Annotated in this window: 27 protein-coding genes; 9 read left to right on the forward strand and 18 right to left on the reverse strand. The window is 31.0% G+C overall.

Annotated elements, in window-relative coordinates:
* Positions 1–32 precede the first annotated feature (32 nt).
* The 7 genes from atpB to ACQY44_RS12745 form a co-directional block, all read right to left on the reverse strand.
* Positions 33–1,202, reverse strand: coding sequence for a F0F1 ATP synthase subunit A (gene atpB, locus ACQY44_RS12715; protein ID WP_428230710.1), 1,170 nt, complete (start codon positions 1,200–1,202; stop codon positions 33–35).
* A gap of 119 nt (positions 1,203–1,321) precedes the next feature.
* Positions 1,322–1,714 carry a hypothetical protein gene (locus ACQY44_RS12720; RefSeq protein WP_428230711.1) on the reverse strand — a complete coding sequence of 131 codons (393 nt, stop codon included), beginning with the start codon at positions 1,712–1,714 and terminating at the stop codon, positions 1,322–1,324.
* Positions 1,715–1,771: 57 nt separating this feature from the next.
* Positions 1,772–1,999 carry an AtpZ/AtpI family protein gene (locus tag ACQY44_RS12725; RefSeq protein WP_428230712.1) on the reverse strand — a complete coding sequence of 76 codons (228 nt, stop codon included), beginning with the start codon at positions 1,997–1,999 and terminating at the stop codon, positions 1,772–1,774.
* Positions 1,980–2,375 carry a bactofilin family protein gene (locus ACQY44_RS12730; RefSeq protein WP_428230713.1) on the reverse strand — a complete coding sequence of 132 codons (396 nt, stop codon included), beginning with the start codon at positions 2,373–2,375 and terminating at the stop codon, positions 1,980–1,982. Before ACQY44_RS12730 ends, ACQY44_RS12725 begins: the two co-directional genes overlap by 20 nt.
* A gap of 2 nt (positions 2,376–2,377) precedes the next feature.
* Positions 2,378–4,993: a tetratricopeptide repeat protein gene (locus ACQY44_RS12735; protein ID WP_428230714.1), complete on the reverse strand. Its 2,616-nt coding sequence runs from the start codon at positions 4,991–4,993 to the stop codon at positions 2,378–2,380.
* A gap of 88 nt (positions 4,994–5,081) precedes the next feature.
* A complete protein-coding gene (locus ACQY44_RS12740; protein WP_428230715.1) occupies positions 5,082–5,777 on the reverse strand; it encodes an ABC transporter ATP-binding protein in 696 nt (231 codons plus the stop codon).
* 101 nt (positions 5,778–5,878) lie between these two features.
* Entirely contained in the window at positions 5,879–7,339 is a 1,461-nt protein-coding gene (locus ACQY44_RS12745) for a DUF5687 family protein (protein WP_428230716.1), read from the reverse strand.
* A gap of 128 nt (positions 7,340–7,467) precedes the next feature.
* On the opposite strand from ACQY44_RS12745, the gene ACQY44_RS12750 reads away from it, so the two are divergent.
* The gene (locus ACQY44_RS12750) at positions 7,468–8,520 is read left to right on the forward strand and encodes a 2Fe-2S iron-sulfur cluster-binding protein (protein WP_428230717.1); all 1,053 of its coding nucleotides are present in this window, start codon (positions 7,468–7,470) and stop codon (positions 8,518–8,520) included.
* A 356-nt stretch (positions 8,521–8,876) separates the two neighbouring features.
* A complete protein-coding gene (locus ACQY44_RS12755) occupies positions 8,877–9,272 on the forward strand; it encodes a hypothetical protein (protein WP_428230718.1) in 396 nt (131 codons plus the stop codon).
* Between the two features lie 89 nt (positions 9,273–9,361).
* Here ACQY44_RS12755 and ACQY44_RS12760 read toward each other — a convergent pair whose 3' ends face one another.
* Both ACQY44_RS12760 and ACQY44_RS12765 read right to left on the reverse strand, forming a co-directional pair.
* Positions 9,362–10,369: a glycosyltransferase family 9 protein gene (locus ACQY44_RS12760; protein WP_428230719.1), complete on the reverse strand. Its 1,008-nt coding sequence runs from the start codon at positions 10,367–10,369 to the stop codon at positions 9,362–9,364.
* A gap of 235 nt (positions 10,370–10,604) precedes the next feature.
* A complete protein-coding gene (locus ACQY44_RS12765) occupies positions 10,605–11,210 on the reverse strand; it encodes a DUF4254 domain-containing protein (RefSeq protein ID WP_428230720.1) in 606 nt (201 codons plus the stop codon).
* Between the two features lie 111 nt (positions 11,211–11,321).
* Between ACQY44_RS12765 and upp the strand changes: the two genes are divergently transcribed.
* Entirely contained in the window at positions 11,322–11,975 is a 654-nt protein-coding gene (upp, locus tag ACQY44_RS12770) for a uracil phosphoribosyltransferase (protein ID WP_428230721.1), read from the forward strand.
* Here the strand turns inward: upp and ACQY44_RS12775 are convergent.
* Positions 11,970–12,899 carry a DUF6427 family protein gene (locus ACQY44_RS12775; protein WP_428230722.1) on the reverse strand — a complete coding sequence of 310 codons (930 nt, stop codon included), beginning with the start codon at positions 12,897–12,899 and terminating at the stop codon, positions 11,970–11,972. The two genes, upp and ACQY44_RS12775, sit on opposite strands and share 6 nt — an antisense overlap.
* A gap of 139 nt (positions 12,900–13,038) precedes the next feature.
* On the opposite strand from ACQY44_RS12775, the gene ACQY44_RS12780 reads away from it, so the two are divergent.
* Positions 13,039–13,269 carry a DUF6341 family protein gene (locus ACQY44_RS12780; RefSeq protein WP_428230723.1) on the forward strand — a complete coding sequence of 77 codons (231 nt, stop codon included), beginning with the start codon at positions 13,039–13,041 and terminating at the stop codon, positions 13,267–13,269.
* On the opposite strand, the gene purD is transcribed toward ACQY44_RS12780, so the two are convergent.
* Positions 13,261–14,535: a phosphoribosylamine--glycine ligase gene (purD, locus tag ACQY44_RS12785; protein ID WP_428230724.1), complete on the reverse strand. Its 1,275-nt coding sequence runs from the start codon at positions 14,533–14,535 to the stop codon at positions 13,261–13,263. The two genes, ACQY44_RS12780 and purD, sit on opposite strands and share 9 nt — an antisense overlap.
* Positions 14,536–14,667: 132 nt before the next feature.
* Here purD and ACQY44_RS12790 point away from each other — a divergent pair, with 132 nt between their 5' ends.
* The 4 genes from ACQY44_RS12790 (at position 14,668) to ACQY44_RS12805 (ending at position 19,086) form a co-directional block, all read left to right on the forward strand.
* Positions 14,668–15,978, forward strand: coding sequence for a phenylacetate--CoA ligase family protein (locus ACQY44_RS12790; protein WP_428230725.1), 1,311 nt, complete (start codon positions 14,668–14,670; stop codon positions 15,976–15,978).
* 44 nt (positions 15,979–16,022) lie between these two features.
* The gene (locus ACQY44_RS12795) at positions 16,023–16,553 is read left to right on the forward strand and encodes an ORF6N domain-containing protein (RefSeq protein WP_428230726.1); all 531 of its coding nucleotides are present in this window, start codon (positions 16,023–16,025) and stop codon (positions 16,551–16,553) included.
* A 257-nt stretch (positions 16,554–16,810) separates the two neighbouring features.
* Positions 16,811–17,899, forward strand: coding sequence for a non-hydrolyzing UDP-N-acetylglucosamine 2-epimerase (gene wecB, locus ACQY44_RS12800; RefSeq protein ID WP_428230727.1), 1,089 nt, complete (start codon positions 16,811–16,813; stop codon positions 17,897–17,899).
* Positions 17,899–19,086, forward strand: a complete 1,188-nt coding sequence (locus tag ACQY44_RS12805) for a glycosyltransferase family 4 protein (protein WP_428230728.1) — start codon at positions 17,899–17,901, stop codon at positions 19,084–19,086. The genes wecB and ACQY44_RS12805 overlap by 1 nt, the downstream gene beginning before the upstream one ends.
* Positions 19,087–19,143: 57 nt before the next feature.
* Here the strand turns inward: ACQY44_RS12805 and ACQY44_RS12810 are convergent, their stop codons facing one another.
* From ACQY44_RS12810 to ACQY44_RS12840, 7 genes are all read right to left on the reverse strand, one after another.
* Complete coding sequence (locus ACQY44_RS12810) at positions 19,144–20,127, reverse strand: UDP-glucuronic acid decarboxylase family protein (RefSeq protein ID WP_029271371.1); 984 nt, start codon at positions 20,125–20,127, stop codon at positions 19,144–19,146.
* A 105-nt stretch (positions 20,128–20,232) separates the two neighbouring features.
* On the reverse strand, positions 20,233–20,529 hold the full coding sequence (locus ACQY44_RS12815) for a T9SS type A sorting domain-containing protein (protein ID WP_428230729.1): 297 nt from the start codon (positions 20,527–20,529) through the stop codon (positions 20,233–20,235).
* A gap of 113 nt (positions 20,530–20,642) precedes the next feature.
* Entirely contained in the window at positions 20,643–20,915 is a 273-nt protein-coding gene (locus ACQY44_RS12820; RefSeq protein WP_428230730.1) for a hypothetical protein, read from the reverse strand.
* Positions 20,916–21,081: 166 nt separating this feature from the next.
* On the reverse strand, positions 21,082–21,477 hold the full coding sequence (locus ACQY44_RS12825; RefSeq protein ID WP_428230731.1) for a hypothetical protein: 396 nt from the start codon (positions 21,475–21,477) through the stop codon (positions 21,082–21,084).
* Between the two features lie 20 nt (positions 21,478–21,497).
* The gene (locus ACQY44_RS12830) at positions 21,498–22,445 is read right to left on the reverse strand and encodes a hypothetical protein (protein ID WP_428230732.1); all 948 of its coding nucleotides are present in this window, start codon (positions 22,443–22,445) and stop codon (positions 21,498–21,500) included.
* A 97-nt stretch (positions 22,446–22,542) separates the two neighbouring features.
* Positions 22,543–23,649: a glycosyltransferase gene (locus ACQY44_RS12835; protein WP_428230733.1), complete on the reverse strand. Its 1,107-nt coding sequence runs from the start codon at positions 23,647–23,649 to the stop codon at positions 22,543–22,545.
* 3 nt (positions 23,650–23,652) lie between these two features.
* Positions 23,653–24,702 carry a glycosyltransferase gene (locus ACQY44_RS12840; protein WP_428230734.1) on the reverse strand — a complete coding sequence of 350 codons (1,050 nt, stop codon included), beginning with the start codon at positions 24,700–24,702 and terminating at the stop codon, positions 23,653–23,655.
* Positions 24,703–24,792: 90 nt separating this feature from the next.
* On the opposite strand from ACQY44_RS12840, the gene ACQY44_RS12845 reads away from it, so the two are divergent.
* A complete protein-coding gene (locus ACQY44_RS12845; RefSeq protein ID WP_428230735.1) occupies positions 24,793–26,025 on the forward strand; it encodes an oligosaccharide flippase family protein in 1,233 nt (410 codons plus the stop codon).
* Positions 26,026–26,033 lie beyond the last annotated feature (8 nt).

Consider the following 26,033-nt stretch of genomic DNA (forward strand, 5'->3'; position numbering starts at 1 on the left):
ACTATTTATATATATAAAATTAAACTTCTAAATTAGATAATTACATTCTCATCAGCGTGGTGATGATCATGTTCCTGAACTGCCATACCAATAAACAATGATGATAACATTGTGAAAATGAAGGCCTGTAAAAATGCAACTAAAACTTCGATAACCGAAATAAATAATGTTAATCCTAAAGAGATTGGCAAATCTGCAGCTAAATTTTTACCTACAAAGATCATTGCGATCAAACTCATAATTACTACGTGACCTGCAGTAATATTTGCATACAAACGAATTAATAATGCAAATGGTTTTGTTAATGTTCCTAAGATTTCAATTGGAGCTAAAATAATTTTCATTGGAACAGGAACTCCCGGCATCCAGAAAATGTGTCCCCAATACTCTTTGTTTGCACTAAATTGTGTAATAATGAAAGTAAATGCAGCCAAACAAACTGTAATGGCAATATTTCCTGTAACGTTAATTCCCAGTGGAGTCATACCTAATAAGTTTAACAACCACACAAAGAAAAATACCGTTAACAAGTAACCCATATATTTTCTGTATTTTTTCTCACCAATATTTGGAACAGCGATTTCATCTCTAATGAAAATAATAAGCGGTTCTAACACTCTTCCAAATCCAGTTGGAATTGGTCCTTTTTTATATGATTTTGCTAATCCGGTAAACATTATAAATAATAGAACAGAAACAAAAAGCATTGACACTACATTTTTTGTAATAGAAAAATCTAATGGCTTTTCGTTTTCCGGATGTCCGTGCTCATTAAGCTTAATCGCTCCGGTAGCATCTGTTTTGTAAATTTTACCGTGAACTAATTTGTAAAAAGTTCCGTCAACCTCTGCAACTTCTTCACCATAGTGAAATTTTGAAGAAGAGAAAATTTTCAATCCTCCGTCAATAAGAATTACAGGTAATGGAAAACCATAATGTTTATTTTCCTTTTCGTCTGAAAAGAAAACAAAATCATGAGAATCTTGTAAGTGATGATCAATAAAAGCATCCACTTTTGCTTTTGGATCAAGAGCTTCGTGCTCACCTTCTACAGGAGCGTTATGTGAAATTACTTTCTCTTCATGAGCGGCCTCAGTCTGTACATGCGTTGAGTCATTCTCTGAATTTGCAAAACTCATTACTGGAGAACAAGCTACTAAAGCTGCAAGAATAAATTTGAGCGGTTTGTTTGAAATCACCATATCTGTTAAAAATCTTATTTTTTTACGTTTCTAAAATTTGGTGCAAAGGTACATTTTTTATTAATATTCAAAAGGATATGAAAAATTATTTTTGAACCTTGTTTTACAGAATCGTTATTTTAACGCTTTTCATTTAATAATCGGACAGTTAAAAGCGTCTGAAATAACAAAAACAAAATAAATGTTATAAAAAAACTGATTTTTTCAACCATCACCTCTTCCGTTCTGTTTTCTAAAATTGGTCTTAAAATTAAATATCCTATCAACATTTGAGTAAAAGTTCCCAACAAGAAAGCCATCCCGATTATCTCAAAGTTCTTCTTTTTTACTATTAATAATATAAGGTACAATAATGCGGATAATCCAAAAAAAATCAAATATAAAAATACTATATCATAATAAAAGTTTTGGGTATTTACCCCCAAAACTAAATAAGCGGCTTTATGCAAAACACAGGCTGCTAAAGCAAAAAAAAATAAATGTAGAAAAGGTTTGTAATTTTTTAAAAGCATTTGAAATAATTTTCTGCAAAGATGCAACATTTATTTAAAGCTACTTTAAAAGATAAATTACTTTGTTTTATTGATTTCATTCACCTGACGAATCACATTATATAAAGCAAGTCCGACACCTATCATTACAAAAATAGTATTGTAATACACTTTTGGGCTAGGATGATTTTCATCTAACCATGCACCAAAATAGGAAAATAGAAAAATAATAATCCCCATTTGAACAGGAATGTTAATAAGTGGCAACCATTTATTTCTTCTGTTTTTATTCGGCTCCTTTTCCATCTTTTAGGATTACTTCTTTGTTATTTGTTAGCATGGTACAAGTAGCGGTAAAATCAGCTCCCGGTTCTATAGAAAGCTTTCCAACAGCAACTTCTCCATGAATTCGTGCAGATGATTTTATATTAAGTATTTCCAGAACTTTTATCTTTCCCTGAAATTCTCCTTCAATATCAGCATTATTGCAAACAATTTCGCCTTTTACAACGCCTGATACCCCTATAACTAATTTTCCTTGTGAAGTAAAGTTTCCTATTAATTCGCCATCTAATCTAAAATCAGCTTTAGAAACTATATCGCCTATTATAGAGGTTCCTTCTACAATTCTATTTGTTTTTCCTAAAAGTTCTGTACCGTTTTTTTTAACTTTATCAAACATTATTATGGGTTTTTAGGAGCTAAATAAGCTTCAATATTTTTTTTAATTTGAATTACTTTATAATTATCACTTGATATGATAATGGCAGGATTAGAGATTTTATATTTCTTATCTTCTTTTAATACTCCTGAAACATCTTTGGCATAAGCTTCTGATTTTAAGCCATGAATAACTACAAAACTTTCTGTTTTATTGTATTTGTCTAAAGAAGTTGTCAGCCTTTCGAAATTCTCAACATCTAAAAATTTCTTTATTGCTTCTTCAATCTGTTTGGCTGTTTTGGTATCCTCTTTTGGAATTTTATAAATAATTTTCCAGTTTTTGCTGTCAACTGCCGTAAAATCAAGTTTTTCTAAAGCTGGAATTTGTTTCTCTAAAATTTCTCGCGCATTTTTACCTTCATCACTATTTGGATAATTATCTGCTACTGATTCTAAGCCTTTTTTATAAGCTGCCAAACCATTTACTTTCCCTAAAGTATTCGCTTTCAATAATTCATATTTAGAAACAATTTCATCCCCTGAATATTGATTGATTAAATTATCAATGTTATCCAGGACAATATCAAATTGTTCTTGCTGATATAATTTATACCATTTTTGATATTCTTTCTCAGGAGATGCCAGATCATCTGTATTTGTGTTGTTTAAAATTTGAGCATATCGTGAATCCGGATATTTTGTTGTAATATCGAACTTGACAGACTCTGCTTTCGCCGGATTTGTAATCTGGTATATTTTATACAAATTATACATCGACGGCAAAATCAATTTTTCCTCCGGATTGTTTCGTAATAATTGTTCCAATTTTTCACTGGCCAAATTATACTCCTTAAATTTCTCTTTATAAATGAGTCCTAATTGGTAATATGCAAAATTACGCTCTATGCCAATACTATCTATAGCAGACTGTGTTTTTGGAAGTTGTTTTTCGTAAAAATCAGTTGTATATTTTTCGACAACAACAGAGTCTTTTATAGCATTTGCACCCTGACCGTTATTTATTGTATCATTCATTGCTGCATTATTAGCCGATTTTATAGCTGCCAATCTCCAATTTCCGCCCATAGTTCTGTTCCCCCACAATTTCTTGAATTGCAATTTTCCGTAAGCAACTGTAGTTGGATTATAAAAATAAAAAGTACTGGAACTTGCCGTTTCATTTCCTGTTGGAGGATTAAATGCTCCCACGCCAGGATCACTTTTTCCTACTGAATTAGGATTTACAGCTGTTGGAGCATTACTGGCATTGGTATTACGATCGATATTGGCTAATCTTTCTTTTTCTTTTTCCTCTAAAATACGTTTTGCTTCATCTTTCTTTTTAAGCTCTGTAATATAATTTTCGAAATATAATTTTCGGTCGACAGCGGGTAAACCGTATACCTTAATTATACTATCATTACGTTTTGCAATTCCTTCGTATTTAATTACGTTATCTAGGTTTTTTCTGTTTTTTTGAATAAAGGCGTATTCCCTTGTCTTAGGATCTAATTTAACTAACGTACTGTCATAATATTTAGCTGCCATTGTATAATCAGTATTTTTAAAATACATGTTTCCAATGTTTCTATAAGTCGAAGCGACTAAATAAGGATCTTTAGATTTTCTGGCTAATGATTTATTATAGAAAATTAAAGCATCTTCCTGTTCTTTGTATTTGTCGAAAAAGACTCCCATTTCATAAAACAATATGTCATAATAGGGTCTGTTTTCACGATCTGCGACTAACTTATTATAGGTTTCAACAAACAAATCCTGATTGCCATGTTCATAATCAAACATCTGTGCTTTTTTAGCATAAGCATGCATCATATATTTTCGATCTGCTTTTCGGTTCATATCAATTACGCCATCATAAAAATAATTGGCACTGTCTTTTTTTCCGGCTTCCTGATAGATCTGTCCTAAAATAAAACGGTATCTTGCTCTGTCTTCATTTACTTTGGTGAATTTTTCAGCAATTCTAAGTTTGGCAACAGCACTGTCTTTTTGTTCTAAATTCAAAAAAGTCTCTGCTAATAAGGCATTTGCATCCGAAAAAGTTTGCTTATTTAAATCTGTATTTTTTAATAATAGCTTGATGTTTTTTAAAGCTATAGCATCATTTCCTAAGCGCATATTGGTCTTTTCTCGCCAGATTTTTGCTGTATAAATGTTACTGCTATTGGGGTATTTGTATAAAATATAATTGAACGCTTCAAGAGCAGGAATAAAGCGCTGATCATAATATCTGGCTTTTCCGAGCATTAAATACGCTTCATCAATTTGTGAGTTTCGCTCTCTTCCGCCAATATTCATAGAATGTTTCTGAATGGCTTTTGTGGCTTTGGTTTCAGCCTTTTCAAAATCAGGATTTTTTGCTTTCTCTCCTTCAGAAAAATTTTCGTCGATTTGCATTTTTTCAATTGGAAGCATCTTCCAAAAATTATCCTGATTGTTGGCCTGAATAGACTTCAAACCTTTATCAAGGCCAATGCCTCCATTGTACAAAATATTATATTTTGTACTCAAGGCATGGGAGTTTCTAGCTAAAAATGTATTTTTTTTGGTAGAACACGCTATCAAAAGAAATAAAAAGACCAGAAAAAAACTATATTTAAGAGTATTCTTTTTCAATAGAAAAGAGTTTAAATCAATTAACTTCTAAAAAGGATTTTTAGTATATTGACTTGTAAAAATACGCTTCTTTTTGAAATATAGAAACTTATACCGCAAAAAACGATTCCAGTTCTTGTAAGGTTTCTTTTGAAGTCTGAATATCTTTGACAATTTCACCCTTATTAAGTGCTACAATTCGATCACATACTTCTACTGTATGCTGTAAATCATGACTGGAAACCAGTACGGTAACATTTGGATTATCAGCCAGATCTTTTATTATTTTTTTTAATCGGCTAACGGTTGTTGGGTCTAAATTTGCGAAAGGCTCATCAAGAATAACGACTTCAGGATTTCCGATCAATGTGGCAATAATACCCACTTTCTTCTGATTTCCTTTAGATAAATCTCTCAGATATTTTTTATTGTTCAGGATTTCTCCATTAAAAAATTCTTCATGTTGCGCCAGTAATCCATCAATATCAGCTTTGTTCTGATGGCGCAAATCTCCGATAAAATAAAAATATTCCTCAGGAGTTAAATAACCAATCAAAAAACTTTCATCCAGAAAAGATCCTGTAAAAGATTTCCAGTTTTCACTTGTGTTTACCTGAATATTATTATTTCTGATACTTCCGGTAGAAGGCTGAATCAAATCTAATAACAAACTGAAAAAAGTCGTTTTTCCCGCTCCGTTATTGCCCACTAATCCAAAGCTTTGCCCTTTTGGAATTTCAAGATTATTAATATTTAATACTGTTGTTCCGTTATATTTTTTTGAAAGTTGATTTACTTGTATCATTTTTACTGGTTTAATTGTTGATTTGTTTAATCGTTAATTTGATTGATTTTAAGTCCTATAATTTATTAATTATCTTATCATCAAATTGACACATTTTCTAATTAGTTCTTTTGTTTGTAAGCACTTATCGTACTGTATTTCTCGACTTTATATCTTTTTTCGATTAATGAAAATACCTTGTCTTTTAAGATAAACCCCAGGACTCCTGCTCCTGCAACTAATGATAAACCTATGGTTTTATTTCCTAAATAAAGACCAATTGCGTAAAGGCCTAACGGCAATAATATTTTGGGCAACGTCAATAACATAGCACTCACATTAAAAGCTTTTTTGTCTCCAAAAGCTCCTCCGGCAGAACTTAGATCAATTGGCGTTTTTGTAAATGCGCCGCCCAGAAGCACTAAGTGCGAGTTTACTCCGATATTATAAATCGCACCTACTATAATTGTCAGATAAATTTCCCATCCAAAAAAAAGATAAAACGAAGCAATTATGGTTGAAATAATTGTACCAATAACAATCAACCACCATTTTGAGGTGATATAACCGCGGTATGGAATATTTTGTGTCATCATTAACTGGTAATAGGAACTATCCCAGCTTGGTACAAACTGACCAAAGACGAATAAAAATCCTCCCGAAACAAAGATTCCGGCAAAAATATGCATGACCTCTGGCTGACTTTTGTTTCCGAAAAAGATGAATCCGTAGAACAAAAAGAAGATACTCATAAATATCGTTGTTTTCGATCTTTTGTTTCTCTTAATCAGTTTGATATCATTTTTTAGAAAGGTTCCTAAAGTTCCAAATTGATTGAGCCAGGAAAGATTTTCGGTTGTAGCAATATCTTCTTTTGTAGAAAGTCCGGCATCCAGAAACAAATTGTTTTTAAAGTACTTAAAGGTAAATAAATACAATCCCGTTAATACCAAAACAGGAATTACAAACAATCCTTTTGTGGCATAAAATCCCTGAAAAACAGGCGTTGTAAAAGTAGTTATATCAAATACCTTATAAAATTGCGCCGCAGCTAAAACAAGAATTAATCCGATAAAAACAACAAACAATTTATCAATATTGCTCAAAATAATATTCAGAAAATTGTTGATATATACTAAAGAAAAAGCTGCTAAAAGCCAAAAGATAATCCCAAAAAGATCGTAACCTTCCAGAACTAGCACAATAGAAAATGGGATAAAGAAAAGAGCGTGAACCCAATTAAAAAAAGACAAAGCGGTTTTGCCCAACGAGAAATGAACAATTGTTGGTTTTCTGAAAGGCAAAACCAATAAAGGTTTTATATTCAATACAGGAATTGCCTGCATCAACAAGCGAATTACAAGGTCAAACAGAAAATAATAAATTAGAAATTGATTGATAGTCGATAATGGTTCCAAATTCATTTTTCTTAATACATAAAATGCCCCGACGCCCATTCCGATAAAGAGTACCGAAAAATAAACCATCAAAAAACCAATTAAAATTTTCATTGCCACATTTGCACCAAAGGATGCAGATCTGGTAAAGGCTTTCCATTCGAGATAAATAAACTTTTTAATCATGGCTATTTGGTTTTCAGTTTTGTAGTAAGAGATCAAATGTAAGCAAACGTTACAAAAAAAGTTAAAAATAATAATTTAGTACCTCACATTTAATCTCCGTTTGCTACTTTTGCATAAAATATACAATCATGCCTTCATTCTTAAAACTCATAATTAAAGAGGTAAAACGCGAAACATCCGATGCCGTTTCTGTACTTTTTAATGTTCCCGAAGAACTTAAACCTGACTATAAATTTATAGCAGGGCAATACATAAATTTAAAATTAACACTTGATAATCAAGAGATTCGTCGTGCTTACTCTATTTGTTCTGCACCCGAAAGCGGTGAATTAAGAATTGCAGTAAAAGCAGTAAAAAACGGTTTGTTTTCTCAATTTGCCAATACCAGACTTAAAGCCGGTGATGTTCTTGAAGTAGGTCACCCGGAAGGAAAATTTACTTTTGAACCAGACGCTGAAAGACAAAAAAACTACGCAGCTTTTGTTGCCGGAAGCGGAATTACTCCGGTTCTTTCTATCATAAAATCTGTTATGAAAAGTGAACCGAAAAGTTCATTTGTATTGGTTTATGGAAATAGAACTCCTGAAGAGACTATATTCTATCAGGAATTACACGATTTGCAATTGCAATATGTAGGTCGTTTTTTCGTGCATTATGTTTTTAGTCAGGCTAAAGCCGAAAATGCTTTATTTGGCAGAATCGAAAAATCAGCAGTGAATTTTGTTTTAAACAACAAACATAAAGAATTGCAATTTGATAAGTTTTTCTTGTGCGGACCTGAAGAAATGATCAATATTGTTTCTAATGTTTTAAAAGAGAAAAATGTAAAAGAATCTGCGATTAAGTTTGAGCTTTTTACTTCTTCTTCTCAGGAACACGAAATAAAAACATCACTTGAAGGACACACAAAAATCACCGTTTTAGTAGATGATGACGAAGTTTCATTCGAAATGTCTCAAAAACAAACCATATTAGATGCCGCTTTAAAACAGGGAATCGACGCTCCCTATTCTTGCCAGGGCGGAATTTGCAGTAGTTGTCTTGCCCGTGTAACTTCCGGAACTGCCGAAATGACTAAAAACTCCATTTTGACCGATAAAGAAATTGCTTCAGGTTTGATTTTAACCTGTCAGGCACATCCAACATCTGAATCTATTTATGTAGATTATGATGATGTTTAGAAGTTAAAATTCCAAAATATTCAAATTCCAAATTCCAAACTTAAAATTGGGATTTGGAATTTTTTTTATCTGATTACATTTATGGCAGATGTCGTGATGGGAAGATTTGGTTATAAAAGATTAGATTTCAATCCCAAAGTTTAGCAAATTATTACTTTTTGTATATTAAAAAGTACGGTTCTTATTAAAAACACCAATAAACAATACATAAAAAAACACACTTGTTTTTAAGTATTTTTTAAAAAATATGCCAAAAATTTAGTATATTAGTACTTTATTAAAGCTACTCATTCTTCTTTATCTATAAGATTGATTTGTAAAGCTATTTCTGATTGTCAACCTAAAATTTAAATATCATGGCAATGCATCATTACCTCCGTCTATCTTTTATCGTACTTTTTGTAATAACCTCTTTGTTTTGTATTTACTTTATAATTAAAAAAAGAAGAAACAAAAAAGCCCCTAAATTACTTTCAGAAGAAAAGTATCGCTCATCAATGAGTGAGGGAATGAAAGAAATATCATCTAGTGATAGTTTTTTTAATATTTGGCCTTATGTAAGTGAATTAAAAGCCGCTAAAATTTTATCGAAAAAAATTAAAGAATCGGAATTGGTTCATAAAGTGTATAGAAATTCAACCGAAGATTTTGAACATATTTTACTCGCTACTGAAAAAGAAAATCATTTTGTGAAGGTTGTAGTTGACAGAAACAAAAAGAAAGCAATGGGATATCTTCTTCTTGATTTATAATAGTCTGAAAAATTCCAATTAAAAAATTCCAAATTCCAACTTGACAATTGGAATTTGGAATTTTTTTATTAGAATTCAGCCTCTTAAATTTACAAAAGACTCTGAATTTTATTTACAATTTCATCTGGAAGTATGGTTCTCATTACATCTTGGTAACCTTCGACAATTTTGTTTCCATAAACTGATGTTGGCAATTGTGGATATTGATTCAGATCTGAAGTTAAAGCATTTTCCATCGTTTGATTGAATGGCAAAAATCCTGCGTACGGATGTGTTGCGCCCCATAGAGTCACAACTTTTACGCCCAACATTGCCGCAATATGTGCATTTCCGGAATCCATAGAAAGCATAACATCAAGATTACTAATTAGTTGTAATTCTTGCTGGAATTTAATTTTTCCGGCCATGTTTATTACATTTTCAAATGGTTCTGAAAGTGAATCCAAAATTTCGATTTCTTTCTTTCCTCCTCCAAAGAGTACTATTTTATACTCTTTATTAGCTGCTAATTTTGCAATCACTTCCTGCATTAAATCCTGCGGATAAACCTTAGAATCGTATTGTGCAAAAGGTGCAATTCCGATCAGTTTTTGGTTTTTATCCCCGATAATTCCTAATATTTCTGAACTTAAAGTTGCCTTTTCAGGAAAAGTGGGATTTGATAAATCTAAAGAAAAACCAAGTTCCTGGAACACTTTTGCGTGCCTTTCGAACATAGTTGGCAATTGTTTGAAAATTTTATTTTCGGCGCGTGTTAATTCTTTTTTACCTTCACGACCTTTATCAACTGTGGCTCTTTTTTTTCCGCTTAAAGCGAAAAGTAAACTCACAATTTTAGATCTCAGAACATTATGAAGATCTGCAAAAGCATCAATTTTAAGTTGTTGCACGTCTTGAAATAATTTCAAAAGTCCCGTAAAACCTTTGTGACGTTCTTTTTCATCAAAAGCAAAAAAGTTAAGATTAGGAATTCCGTCAAAAAATGGCTTGAAAAACGGACGTGAAATTACGGTGATTTTTACCTCCGGATATTGTTTTACAAAAGCACGTAAAACAGGAACCGTCATGGCGACATCTCCCATTGCGGAAAGTCTCATGACGGCTATATGTTTAATTTTATTGGACAATTTTTGACTTTTAAAATTTAAATTCTGCTCTTTTCTTGTCTGTTTTTTAGCCCAGATTGAAATGGAAATCCCGGAGCAAAAAAATAAAGTTTCCTGTTTAAATAAAGCGACCAACAGAAGCTCTTTTTTGAACAATAGAAACTCTATTTTTTTGTGTCCCGATAGCTATCGGGATGAAATGGAAAGCTGGAAATAGCTCCAGAAATTATTTCTTATTTTGGTATAAAACAGGATTTAATTCATCGTCGTTGTACATTTTCATTTGTTTGTACACTTTCATAAATTTATCTCCGTTTTCGATATCAGTCAATAAATCATCAATCGCTGTTGATAAATCGCTTCTTTGCTCTAAAAGAATGTTTAGTTTTTCCTGACATTTATCTCTGTGTTCTTGCGAAGCTTCTGCACGAGTAGCTTCTTCGTTCATATGATAAATTTTTAGAGCCAGGATAGACAATCTGTCAAAAGCCCAAGCCGGACTTTCAGAATTGATTTTTGCACCGTCTTTTACTTTTACATCGATGTATTTTTGCAAAAAGTAGCTATCGATATATTCTACCATATCAGTACGTTCCTGATTAGAGGCATCGATTCTTCTTTTTAATGTAAGAGCTGCTACAGGATCGATTTGCGGATCACGGATAATATCTTCAAAATGCCATTGAACAGTGTCAATCCAGTTTTTTAGATATAATAAATGTTCGAATTTATCTTTTGGATAAGGATTGTTTATAGGTTGATCTACATTATCAAACTGATGATAATCTTTGATGCTTTGTTCGAAAACAGAATATGCTAATTTTGAAAACATGTGTTTATTTGTTAGAGTTACAAAGATACTTTTTATACTTTTATCGTGCGAATAAAACGATGAAATTTTCGTTATCGTACTGTAACCCATTGATAATTCTAAATTTTTATTATGAAAATCCATTATATTTCTGAAAATAATAGCGTATTAAATCATTTTTTAGGTCAAATCAGAAACATAAACGTTCAGAACGACAGTATGCGTTTTCGAAGAAATATAGAGCGAATTGGCGAAATTATGGCGTATGAACTAAGTAAGGATTTATCGTATAAAGAGGTTGAAATTCAGACTCCGCTGGGCATTAAAAAAACAACCGAAATCGAAAGCGATTTGGTTTTATGTTCGATTTTAAGAGCCGGATTGCCACTTCACAATGGTTTTCTGAATTATTTTGACCATGCTGAAAACAGCTTTGTTTCGGCTTGCAGATACCATCCTAATAATGATGATGAATTCGAAATTCGGGTTGAATATCAAGCTGTTTCAAACATCAACGATAAAACTGTTTTATTACTTGATCCAATGTTGGCTACCGGTCAGTCTATTGTGGCTGTTCATGAAAAGTTGATTCAAAATGCAACTCCAAAAGAAATTCATATTGTAGTGGTTATTGCAGCACCTGAAGGAATTGCTTTTCTTGAAAAAAACCTTCCTGAAAACTGCCATTTATGGGTGGCGTCTTTAGACGAAAAACTAAATGCTAAAAACTACATCATTCCAGGTCTTGGAGATGCGGGTGATCTTGCTTATGGAAGTAAATTATAGTTGAGAGAAAAACGTAAATAAACTACACAAAATCAAGACATAAAATACAATTTCGTTATTGAGTTTATGCTGCATATATTCTATGTGACCTGAAGCCATAATAGTCAAAGGAGCGATGCTAAACAATAATAAATCATTGCTTTTATCCGGCGAAACAATGTAAACAAGAGCTGCAATGAAAAAACAAGCTACAATTTTTTTGTATGAAGAATGTACGATTTGAGGCCTATTGGATAATGTCGTTAACATTGATGTTACAAAAAACAAGGCTACTGCAACGTATATTGAAAGTGCGCCATTTTCGTAATTGTTTTTAAAATAAGTAATATCAAAATCGATTACAGCACGCTTTTGAAAAAATTCTATTATATCAATATGGAAGATTAGTGCTATCAATAGGAAAATTATTGATACTGCCAAAAGTGCTATAAAAGGTAAGATCCAGTTTCTATAATCTCTCGAAACATGGAAAACAATCGATATGAAAACCAATATTAAGAACAGAACGCACCAAAATTGAAATAAAGAAGCTATTAAAATCCAAAAAGAAGCATCAAATATTTTTTCTTTTGATGCTTTTAAGGATTGTAACGAAATCAATCTTCGCAAGGCCAACAAGACAAAAAAGTTGGCATATATGACATTTGCATTATTAAAAATTGTGGGGAAAAACAATATGAACAATAAATAAAAAAATATCGTGTAACCGTTGTCTTTACTGAGCCCATTCTTTTTTACGATGAAATTAATCAGGAAAAAAGAGGCCAAAATAAAGCAGAGCAAACTTACTTTTTGAAACGCCAAAAAATAAGAACTCACCCATGATGGATCTTTAATTTGAAAAATAAAAAAGAAAACCAGTATTAAAATTACGACCAATGAATAATTTAATGGCGTAGATTTTTTAAAAACACTTGTTATCATAAGGATATTTTATACTTTTGTGATTGTAAATATAATACTTGTTTAAAAAGGAAAACCAACAAGTTGAAAAAAGATTCTATAATCTGAATTTGTTTTCAATGCGTTACACAACAATAAATAACATATAATTTTATAAATTATGACAGCTTTTTTCGAAGGAATACAATACTTATTCGTTAACATTTTATTTGCTCCACTTGACTTTTTACGTCACCTAGAACTTATTACCTGGTTTGGTGCTAATACTATTAACTGGATTTTTATGATCATCTGTGCATCCGCAATGGTTTATTGGATTAAACAATTACGCATTTTTGATGCAGCCGGAACAGAAAACCAAGATACTACTGCTCACTCTTTTTTAAAGTAAGTCGAAGCCAATATCTTTTCTAAAATACATCTTATCAAAATTTAGTTTATCTATATTTTGGTAAGATTTTTTTATGGCTTGTTGAAAATCATCTCCGTAAGATGTTACAGTCAATACACGTCCTCCGTTACTAACGACATTATCACCATCTAATTTTGTTCCTGCGTGAAAAACTATAGAATCTGTAATATTTTCTAATCCGGTAATTACTTTTCCTTTCTCAAAATCTTCAGGATATCCGCCAGAAACCACCATAATTGTAGTAGCACTTCTTGGATCAACTTCTAATGTAAATTCGTCTAATTTTTGATTTGCTACTGAAAGGAACAATTCTACCAAGTCAGATTTTAATCTCGGTACCACAACTTCCGTTTCAGGATCACCCATTCTCACGTTGTATTCAATAACAATTGGTTCGTTTTTTACATTGATCAAACCAATGAACACAAATCCTTTATATTCGATACCATCTTTTTGGAAACCTTCTATTGTTGGTTTTACAATACGAGTTTCGATTTTTTCCATTAAAACAGCATCAACATAAGGAACCGGAGAAACTGCTCCCATTCCGCCTGTATTTAAGCCTGTATCTCCTTCACCAATTCTTTTGTAATCTTTTGCTGTTGGAAGAATTTTATAGCTTTTTCCGTCAGTTAAAACAAAACAGCTTAATTCGATTCCGTCCAGAAATTCTTCGATCACTACTTTTGAACTTGCTGCTCCAAATTTTTCGTGAACCAGCATGTTTCTTAATTCGGTTTTAGCTTCTTCAAGATCCTGAATAATCAAAACTCCTTTTCCAGCTGCTAAACCATCTGCTTTTAAAACGTACGGAGGTTGTAATGTTTCTAAGAAATCACACCCTTTTTCGACTGTTTCGGCAGTAAAACTGTCGTAAGCAGCAGTCGGGATATTATGTTTCATCAGAAATTCTTTGGCAAACTCTTTACTTCCTTCAAGCTGAGCTCCTAATTTTGATGGTCCGATAACCGGAATATGCTGTAAACTTTCGTCGTTTTTAAAATAATCGTAAATTCCTTTTACCAAAGGATCTTCTGGTCCTACGACCACCATTTTTACATTTTCCTGAATTACAAATGCTTTTATGGCATCAAAATCTGTTGGAGACATTGCAACGTTTGTAGCAATTGCAGCTGTTCCCGCATTTCCTGGTGCAACAAAAAGTTTTTCGCAAAGCGGACTCTGAATCATTTTCCATGCAAAAGCATGTTCTCTTCCGCCTGATCCCAATAGTAAAATTGTCATGTGTAGTTGTATTTAGTTGTGGTGCAAAAATAATTGCTTTTGTACGTAAAAAATAATTAAATCTTAAAAAGTTGTTGATTCATCTGTGTTAGTAATTTGATAATATTATTTTTGGTGAAAATTCAGCCCCAAATGATTTCTATTTTTGATATTTCACTTCGATTAAATGGTTTTCCTATAAAGAAAGCTAAGGCTGAATTGGATAAAATCGTAAATTTATCCGAAGAAGAATATGTTCTTTTTCTTCAAAATAAAAAAGAAGAAATTGTCGGTTTTCATTTAAAAAATAATGCTTTCTACAAAAATTTAGTTGGGAATAAAACAGTTGAAAAATGGGAAGATTTACCCATTTTAAACAAACAAAATCTACAAAAACCTCTTGAAGAACGGCTTTCAAAAGGATACTCCAGAAAAGATGTTTACGTTAATAAAACATCCGGATCTAGCGGAACTCCTTTTGTTTTTGCTAAAGATAAATATTGTCATGCCTTAACATGGACTTCCATTTTTATGCGTTTTGGTTGGTACAAAATCGATTTTAATCATTCGTATCAGGCACGTTTTTATGGTATTCCGATGGATTTTATTGGTTATCAAAAAGAAAGAATTAAGGATTTTTTGACGCATCGTTTCCGATTCCCTGTTTTCGATTTATCTGATCTAATTCTGGAGAAATTTTTACAAAAATTCAAAACCAAAAAATTCGATTATATCAATGGTTATACCAGTTCTATCGTTTTATTTGCCAAATATTTAGAACAGAAAAACATCATTTTAAATGAAATTTGTCCCACCTTAAAAGCGTGTTTCGTTACTTCGGAAATGCTTTTTGAATCGGATAAAGTGCTTTTAGAAAAACAATTCGGAATTCCGATTATCAATGAATATGGTGCTTCAGAACTTGATTTAATTGCTTTTGAAAATCCAAATGGAGAATGGCAAATTAACGCAGAAACCCTTTTTGTTGAAATTTTAGATGAAAATAATAAAGTGCTCCCTTACGGGGAAGAAGGACGAATCGTGATTACTTCTTTATTCAATAAAGCGCATCCGTTTATAAGATATGAGATTGGCGATATTGGAATTCTTGAGGAAAAAAGTACACCACAAAAACCAATTCTTAAAAAATTAATTGGCAGAACAAATGATATTGCAATTCTCCCAAGCGGAAAAAAATCTCCAGGTTTGACCTTTTATTATGTGACCAAAAGTATTATCGAAGATGATGGAAATGTAAAAGAATTTATCATCAAACAAACCAAATTAGAATCTTTTGAAATTGAATATGTTAGTGATTTTGAATTGAATAAAACTCAAATTCAAAAAATAGAAAAGGCAATCTCCTTGTATTTAGAATCTAACTTAAACTTCACTTTTATCAAAAAAACAGTTCTAAAAAGAAACAAAAGCGGAAAACTAAAACAATTTAAATCGTATTTATAAATATAAATAAAATCTTACATTTGTTTTTTTTTAAATTAAAACTCATGGAGGATCAATCTTTACTTTCTGAAGAAACAATTTCTAATAAAATATATTTTATCCGAGGGCAAAAAGTTATGCTTGATCGTGATTTGGCTTTGCTTTATGGAATTGAAACTAAAGTTCTAAAACAATCTGTAAAAAGAAATATTTCAAGATTTCCAGAAGATTTTATGTTTGAACTTACTAAAACAGAATACGATTCTCTAAGGTCACAAATTGTGACCTTAGAGAAAGGAAGAGGTAAATATCAAAAATATCTACCTTTTGCATTCACAGAACACGGTGTCTTAATGCTTTCAAGCGTTCTAAAAAGTGATAAAGCTATTCAAACTAATATTCAAATAATGCGTATTTTCACGAAAGTGAGACAAATGCTTTTGGATACGACAGAAATTAAGGTCGATATTCTTCAGATTCAAAAGAAGTTAGAGAATCATGATAAAAATATTGAGTTGGTTTTTTCTTATTTAGATGAATTGACTGAAAAGAAAGAAGATGAAAATGAAAGAGTGAAAATTGGCTATAAAAAATAATATTTGATTTTCAAGGTCACAATTTGTGACCTTGAAACTTGAAGTCACAAAATGCGATATCAAGTTTACGTTCAACATATTGAAAATGAACACAATTCTTTAAGGTCGCAAATTGCGACCTCCAATTCTCACAAGATAAGTTTTGGTATACGCAAAAATCATTTAAACATTCAAGAAAGTATCTCAATTTATCCAGATTCCAATTTAAACTTTACTTTTGCCAAAAGAAAGTTTTTAGAAAGAATCCAATCCAAATTATGAAAATAACCCTAATCGCTGGTGCAAGACCTAATTTTATAAAAATAGCGCCTATTATAAATGCCATAAAAAGCAAGCAAAATGAAGGTTTTAATGTTTCATTTCGATTGGTTCATACTGGGCAACATTATGATAAAAACTTAAGTGATACTTTTTTTCAGGAATTAAATATTCCAAAACCCAATGTAAATCTTGAAGTCAAAAGTGGTTCTCAGGCAGAACAGACTGCGGCAATTATGATTGCTTTTGAGAAGGAATTACTTCAAAATCCTTGCGATTTGGTTTTGGTTGTTGGCGATGTCAACTCAACTATGGCGTGTTCGATTGTGGCCAAAAAATGCAACACAAAAGTAGCGCATGTCGAAGCCGGAATACGTTCAGGAGATTTAACAATGCCGGAAGAAATCAACAGAATGTTGACAGATAGTATTACCGATTACTTTTTTACTACCTCAACTTCTGCCTCAGACAATTTACTAAAATTAGGTTCAGATCCTGAAAATGTACATTTTGTGGGCAATGTGATGATCGATACTTTATATCAAAATATCGATAGAATTGCTGCACCGGATTTTTGGCAAGAACATCGATTAAACGAAAAAAATTATATCATTCTAACTTTGCATCGCCCAGGAAATGTTGATGAAGTTTCATCGCTTCTTGAACTTCTTCATGGAATTGATGATTTGGTTACTGACAAAAAAATACTGTTCCCGATTCATCCAAGAACGCAGGCCATTTTGAGCGAAAGCGAAATCAAATTCAAAAACATCATTTTTGTTGCACCACAAGGTTATTTAAATTTCATGTATTTAATCAAAAATAGTTTTGCTGTTATTACAGATAGCGGAGGAATTTCGGAAGAAACGACCGTTATGGGAATTCCGTGTTTTACGATGCGAAATAATACCGAAAGACCTGAAACAGAAACCATAGGATCTAATACTATCGTGGGAACATCGTTAGAAAACTTACAAAAAGTTTTTGGTTTGTTCTTGAAAAATGGTCCCCAAAAAAGTGGCATTCCGGAATTATGGGACGGAAAGGCATCTGAAAGAATTATTTCAATTTTATTGAATAAAAATTAATGAAGGACATTTTAATTATATCCAATTATTATCCACCGGAAAAAGGTGCTGCAGCCAATAGAATTGAACAACTGGCTTTAAAATTAAATGAAAACGGGTATGAAGTTTCAGTGATTTCTCCGTTGCCTAATTATCCAAAAGGGGAATTGTTCCCGGAATATAAAGGCCGGTTTTCGGTTACGGAGAAAATTCAGAATATCACGCTAAAACGTCTTTGGATTTATCCGAGTAATAGCTCGAATATCTTTAAACGAATTGTTTCGACATTATCATTCTCCACGACTTTATTTTTCTATTTGCTATTTACCAAAACGCCTAAAAAAGTTATTGTACAATCACCTCCATTGTTGCTTTCTTTTGTTTCTGTTTTTGTGCTTTGGCTCAAACGAAAAACAATAATCCTAAATGTTTCTGATCTTTGGCCAACTGCTGCTATTGAACTTCAAGTATTAAAGAAAAACAGTATTTCACATAAAATCCTGCTTTTTATTGAACGCTTTATTTATAAAAAAGCAACGCATATTTTTGGACAATCGAATGAAATAATTGAACACATACATTCTATTTTTCCTGAGAAAAAATGCTTTTTATACCGCAATTATCCGGATCATTTTGTGGAAGATTTCCTCGGAGAAAAAGACAATTCACGCGAACCAATTAAGTTGTTTTATGCTGGTTTGCTTGGCGTTGCACAAGGAGTTTTCGAACTTATTCAGCAATTGAATTTAGAGAATCTAAACATCGAATTACATATTTTTGGTGATGGCGCTGAGAAAACTCAAATTGTGAATTATCTCAAACAAAATCCGACTAAAAAAATAATTTTCCATGGCATGTTAGAACGCAATGTTTTGCATGAAAAATTAAAAGATTTAGACATTGCTCTTGTTCCGCTTAAAACAAGGATTTACGGTTCTGTTCCTTCAAAAATATTCGAATATAGTGCTTTAGGATTTCCTATTTTTTATTTTGGAGGAGGAGAAGGAGAAAATATTGTGGAAGAAAATAATTTGGGCTGGGTTGTTCCTGTTGAAGATTTTAAGCAATTAAATTCGACTTTACTACAAATTTCTGAATCAGGTAAAGGTGAAATTCAAAAACTGAAAAAAGATATTTTTCTTCATGCAAAAAGTCATTTTAATCTGGATCAGCAAATGAAAGAACTGATTGAAATTAATGCTTTTTAGGCAACTTCAATAAAATAAAAACGGGCAAATATCTATTTTAAATATTTGCCCGTTTTTTTATTTTATATAACTAGAAAAATCTTTGTGTTCTTCTTTTGATAATTCTTCTTTAGAAAGTGACCTGAAATAATCATAAGTAATTTTCATTCCTTCAGAGCGACTTACTTTTGCTTCCCAACCTAATAACTCTTTTGCTTTTGTAGTATCTGGCTGTCGCTGTAATGGATCATTTATAGGTAATGGATGATAGACCACCTTTTGATTAGTTCCTGTTAATTTAATGATCTCTTCTGCAAAATCTTTAATGGTGATTTCGTCCGGATTTCCAATATTTACGGGATATACGTAATCTGAATGTAATAATCTGAAAATACCTTCGACCTGATCATCTACATAGCAGAAAGAACGGGTTTGCATTCCGTCTCCAAAAATGGTTAGATCTTCTCCGCGTAATGCCTGACCAATAAAAGCCGGAATTACACGTCCGTCGTTTAAGCGCATTCTTGGTCCGTAAGTATTAAAAATACGCACGATTCTGGTTTCTACTCCGTGAAATGTATGATAGGCCATTGTAATGGATTCCTGAAAACGTTTTGCCTCGTCGTAAACACCACGTGGGCCAATTGTGTTTACATTTCCGTAATATTCTTCGGTTTGAGGGTGAACCAAAGGATCACCATAAACTTCAGAAGTTGAAGCGATCAGAATTCTGGCTTTTTTTACTCGCGCTAATCCTAACAAATTATGTGTTCCTAAAGATCCTACTTTCAAGGTCTGAATTGGAATTTTTAAATAATCTATGGGACTTGCCGGCGAAGCAAAATGTAAAATATAATCTAAATCACCCGGAACATGTACAAATTTGGTAATGTCATGGTGGTAAAACTCAAAATGTTCTAACTTGAATAAATGTTCTATATTTTTAAGATCTCCCGTAATCAGATTATCCATTCCAATAACATAATAGCCTTCTTTAATGAATCGGTCGCACAAATGCGATCCTAAAAATCCTGCTGCTCCGGTAATAAGTATTCTTTTCATAGTAGTTATTTATACATCGCAAATGTAACTGATTTGAAAATTATAAAAACTATTCTAAAAAAAAACTGCCTAAATATTTTAGGCAGTTTTGAAAAAATTTTAGTTTTATTGTTTTATAAATTTAATTGCTTCATTATAATTATCTCCTTTAAGCTTTACTATATAATTATCTGCTGCTAAATTGGATAAATTGATTTCAATAGTTGATTTTTCTGTAATTGCTTGGTAAATTAACTGTCCTGTACTATTATAAATGTTGCAACTGATTGGTTTGTTATTTTCTCTACCCATATGCACTATAAAAATACCAGAATTAGGATTTGGATAAAGTATTACTTTCTCTTTAGTTTTGTCAAAATTTTCATCTTCTTTTTCGCTTAAGTAATCATTTAATTTTGGCATCTAATAGTGGATTACTCATTTTCTTATTAGTTAAATATTCATCTGATAAGCATTTTTGTGAGTAACAAAAAACGGTCATAAAAAGGGAAAGAATAATTGTATATTTTTTTCATTTAATTCATTTTTTTTAGCCGAATGATATGAGATTCATGTGTAGAAATTATTTTATTGAGGAATAAACAATCATCCAATATTTCTATAGAGAAAAAAACAAGATCATTACCAATAATGAGTTTGGAACAATCTTCCGATAATTTATATAAAGTTGGCTCATCATCTACTGTTAGAGTTCCCTTTTCACTAAAAACCCATATTTTACGCTTATTTTTTGGAGTCATTCTATATGGGAGCTGGGTATAATATATTTTCCATAAATTTGTTTCCATAAATCTGTTTTTTCTGATTGTGCAGAAACATTAAAAGCTATAAATAGAAAAAACAAATAAGTAGATTTTAACATAAATCTATGAATTTTACCTTTTAGTGTAAGTTTTTGATCTGAATTAATTGAGCCAATACCAATCTTGCCTATACTTATATACTTTTTCATAATCAATTTATTTTTTTTAGGCTAATACTATATGACCCTATACTATAGTTCGATCTTTTTAATAAATATAATGTGTCTTTAGTCTGCTTTATCTCATAAAAATTAGAATCGGTTCCAATAATTAATTTTGAACAATCATCTTCTATTTTAAAAGCCATTATTTTATTGTCTACTACAAGTGTCCCATCTCCATTAAAAATCCATATTGTAAGTTTATGCTCTTTTTGCCAATTTTTAACACCAAGATCTTCACTAAGACTTTCCCATTTTCCATAAATTTCTTTACAGTTTTGAATACTATATTTTTGGTTTTGTCTTCGTGCTGAATATTTAAATTCTGCGCAACTATAAAAACAAATTAAAATTAGAAATAGAAATATCAATGTAAAATTTCTCATAATCAATTTATCTTCGATTACTATTGATACACTTTGGCTTCTAAGGCTTCAATTCTTTTATTTTGCTCAATAATATATAGTGTTAACTCTTCTATTTTTTGTAACATAGCATTACTCATTTCTCCTAGTTGCAATCCTTTGTCTTTAATTTCCTGAGCAGAAGGAACACTTGGTAAATGATTATTTTCTTTAGTAAATTTTTCTATTTCAGCTAAAGAGGGCATAACATAATCTGATTTTAAGGAAGATTTACCCGTATAATATTTTTCAAAAACATAATCCGCTGGTACCTGCAAATCAACTATAACTTCTTCAGAATGAATTTTACCTTTTACTGTAAGTTTTTGATCTGGATTAATTGAGCCTATGCCTACATTGCCATTAGCAATTATAGCAAAACGTGCTACTTTCATAACATCATTTTTTGAAGAAATTTGTTTTATATTAAGATTATCGCCTGATGTCGTTGTAACATCATTAATACTAAAAATTGGATAAGATTCATAAGATGTATTAGTAATACTAAATCTATTTGCCCAAGGTGCTGAATTGTGCAATAATATACCGTTATCATTATTATCATTACCAGAGCGTAAATGCAATATTGATAATGGTTTAGTCATATCATTCGACATATTTATTCCTACTCTTAAATCAGTCATTCTAACCGCCGATAGCCCTTGATTATTTGCAAAATCAAAACCTCCCAATGGATTAGAGGTATCGACACTATTTGAATTTACAAATTTTAAAACTTGTCCTGTTCCTACTTGTTGTCTAGAAATATATGATCCATCCCAATCCCAATATAGTTTGTTATTGGAATTTATTTTTAAATTTCCAAGTACCTCTAATTTTTCAGATGGTGAAATAGTTCCAATACCTACATTGCCTGTAGCTTGAAAAACATTTTGACAATAAGATAGCGTACTCACAAAAGAAGCTAGCGTAATAAATAATTTTTTCATAATTTTCTAATTAAATAATCACAATTATAAGAAAAAAAATATTATAAAAAATAAATTATAGGTATTTTTTTTACAAAAAATATAAATTTTGCATTTATTAAATCAGTCTAATTATTTTCTTGTCAACAAAAACTTTCATTTCATTTTCAAATCGTTTCGTAGAAAACTTCATAGCATGTTCCCTAATCATTTTTGAATCAAATTTTATCTTTTCGAAACTATTCACAGCATCTTTAATCTTTTGAGCTGATTGTTCGCGAAAGAAAACTCCTGTAATGTTTTCAACAACAGTTTCTAATGTTCCCCCTTTTCCAAAAGCAATGATCGGTGTTCCGCAGGCTTGTGCTTCAACAGGAATAATCCCGAAATCTTCCTCGGCAGCAAAGACAAATGCTTTGGCTTTTTGCATGTAGCTTTTTAATCTTGAAGCATCTATAAAACCAACAAATTCAATATTCCTTTTAGCTATTTTTTGAAGTTTTTCAAACTCAGGTCCGTCGCCTGCAATAATCAATTTTAAGTGGGGTAATTCATTAAAGGCTTCAACAATTACTTGTGTTTTCTTATAAGAAACTAATCTCGAAGCTGTAAAGTAAAAATCTTCTTTTTGCTCTTCTAAAGTAAAGAAATCAACATCAACCGGAGGATAGATTACCGTTGATTCGCGATTGTAAATTTTCTTGATTCTCTGTGCAATATGATTGGAGTTAGCGATAAAAAAATCGACATTGTCTGAATTGGCAACATCCCATTTCCTGATTTTATTCAAAACATATTTTGCATAAAATCCCCGTAAACCTGAATCTAAACCTGAATCATTGAGGTATTGATCCTGCAGATCCCAGGCATATCGCATAGGCGAATGGCAATAACAAATGTGCAATTGATCTTTTCGGGTTTTAACACCTTTTGCTACTGCAGATGAAGAACTAATGATTAGTTCATAATCGCTTAAATCGAATTGTTCAGTTGCAAATGGAAATAGCTGTAAAAAATTTCTATGGTTTTGTTTTGCAGTTGGTAGTTTTTGAATAAAACTGGTTCTGGCTTTTTTCCCATTTAAAATATAAGCTCGATCTTCATCGTTCAAAAAATCAATCAGAGCATAATGATCAAAGTCATTCCAGATTGAATTTATGGAATGGATTACTTTTTCAGCACCACCATTTACATAATACCAATCGCTTATTAGGGCTTTTTTCATTGTTTATTGGGAAAATTTTCTGATAAGATAATAAAAGTAATAAGCTTTTTTTCTAAAAATAAAATTCAAGTAGTAAAAAGACTTTGGCATCCAATGATCAAACAAATGAAGCTGCTGTAATTCTCCTTTTAATTCTTTCAATGTATTTTTAGAGGCACCCACATTCATTTCGAAAATATGAAACGATTGCCTTATCATTAATTCTTTTCTCACTTCTTCAAAAATTTTAACGTTATAAAAGCTTTCTGCATCTTTAGCGATATCTAAAACTCCCTTCCACATTTTTGCTCTTCCTTTGGCAGAGTAAACTCCTGAAACATGTACATCACTATCTTTCTCAGAATCTCCAAACAATGGAGGATTACCCGTACGTCCGCCAACTGTAGGGTTTTCTAAATATCCAATTGCATTATTACAAAAAGCATTCACTCCTAAATAAATCTGATAATATAATGTACCATCATATTTATCCGTTGACAGAGGTTTTGCCCATTCTTTATTAATAACAAGTCCACCTACAAAACCGCACATTCTAAAAATTAATTTAGGAGAATCGCCTATTTTTATAAGCCTTTCAGTTGGTAAAATTCTTGAAATTCCAATTGGTAGATGAATATCTTTTTCAAATCGAATAAAGGGGCGCGAGATCATTGCAATATCAGGATTTTTTTTACAGAAAATATCAATTTCTTTTAATCCATTCTTTAAAAATAAATCATCATTCCCAATCAAAATAACCCATTTATATGATGCAAGATCAATTAATTTTCTAATGTTTGCATCATATCCTAAATTCGTTTCATTTTCGATATAACTTATTTTTACTTGTTTTTCTTCAAAACTTATGCGATAACTTTCTGTAACTTGACTAATTCCTTTTCTTTGTTTTGAAAAATCTTCACAAATAATAATTTCGTTTGGTAGAAAATCCATCTCAAAAATAGATGCAAGTAATTCATCATATTCATTTGGTCTTCCATATGCAGGAATTGCAATACTATATCCTTCACTAATTTTATTCATTAAAAAGCTACTCTTTTCTGATTTTTCCAAAAATATGATTTTAATTTGTAAAAGCTCAAAATAAAAAATCAACTTTGCTTTAAGATTAAGTTTTATAAACGTAATTCATTTAATAAAATAGTGCTTAAAAATATCTCTCTAAGTTTTGGAATAAATTTTATCAACTTATTGTTCCCATTGTTATTGATACCTTTTTATATCAAAACATTTGGAATTAATACTTATGGATTAATTGCCATTTCCTTATCACTCGTAAATATAATTTCTGTTATATATGATTATTCCTGGTATGCTTTTGCGCCAATAGAAATTCAAAAGATAAAAAATGATTCTTCTCTGGTTAACCAATATATCTCTAAGGTAATTAATACAAAAATTGTTCTCTTTCTACCCTCTGTTTTATTTTTATTATTTTATATTTTATATTTTGATAATCTTAAAAATGAAGTAATATTTTCTTTTTCTTTATTAGTTTTTCTATTTTCAAGATCTCAAAATAATCTCTGCTTTTTTATCGGCTTAAACAATGTAACTCCATATTTTATTATTAATGCCATCGTAAAGATAACTTGCATTATATTGATTATATTAATATTAACTCAAAAATCTGATTTTCAATATCTTTTCTATTATTTAGGAATATCCGAAATTCTAATATTTATCTTCTCTACTTATTTTTTGATAAAAAAGTGTAATTTTAAATATACTATTTCTTCTAAATCTGAAATTTCAGAAGAACTTAAAAATGGATTTAAGTTGTTTTTAACCAACCTAACAATTTCTGCATTACTAAATTCAAATACTATAATTTTAGGTGTGTTTTTAGACACCAAAATAGCGGGAATATATAATGTAGCCGAAAAAATAATTATGCTTTGCAAACAATCTATTAGTGTTTTATTTCAAGGGGTTTATTACAAAGCATGTTCAATAGGTGTTTCAAAAACAGTACAACTCAATAATTTTTTTAAATCTGCATTCTTTTATTATTTACTAATTTATGGCTTAGGAACGACTATCTTATTTATTTTTCCAAATTTAATTATCCATATTTTAAGTAATGAGGCAACGATTGAATCTAGTCATTATTTAATATTATTGGCTCCAATTCCACTCATTTCTGCATTAAGTCAATCAGCGTATATGTCATTGATTTTACATCATAAAAAAAACATTTATTTTTATGCACATCTGTTTGGCTTATTTCTTAATGTCTTTTTAGGTATTATACTTTGCTATTTTTTGAAGGTATATGGAACTATAATAGCGCTCATATTAACTGAAATTTTTATTACATTATATCTTAATTTTGCAATAATTTCTGAAAAAAAACTCAACTTTTTTAAAGCTTAAATTGGATA

The sequence above is a fragment of the Flavobacterium sp. genome (assembly GCF_965277525.1).
Taxonomy (GTDB): Bacteria; Bacteroidota; Bacteroidia; order Flavobacteriales; family Flavobacteriaceae; genus Flavobacterium.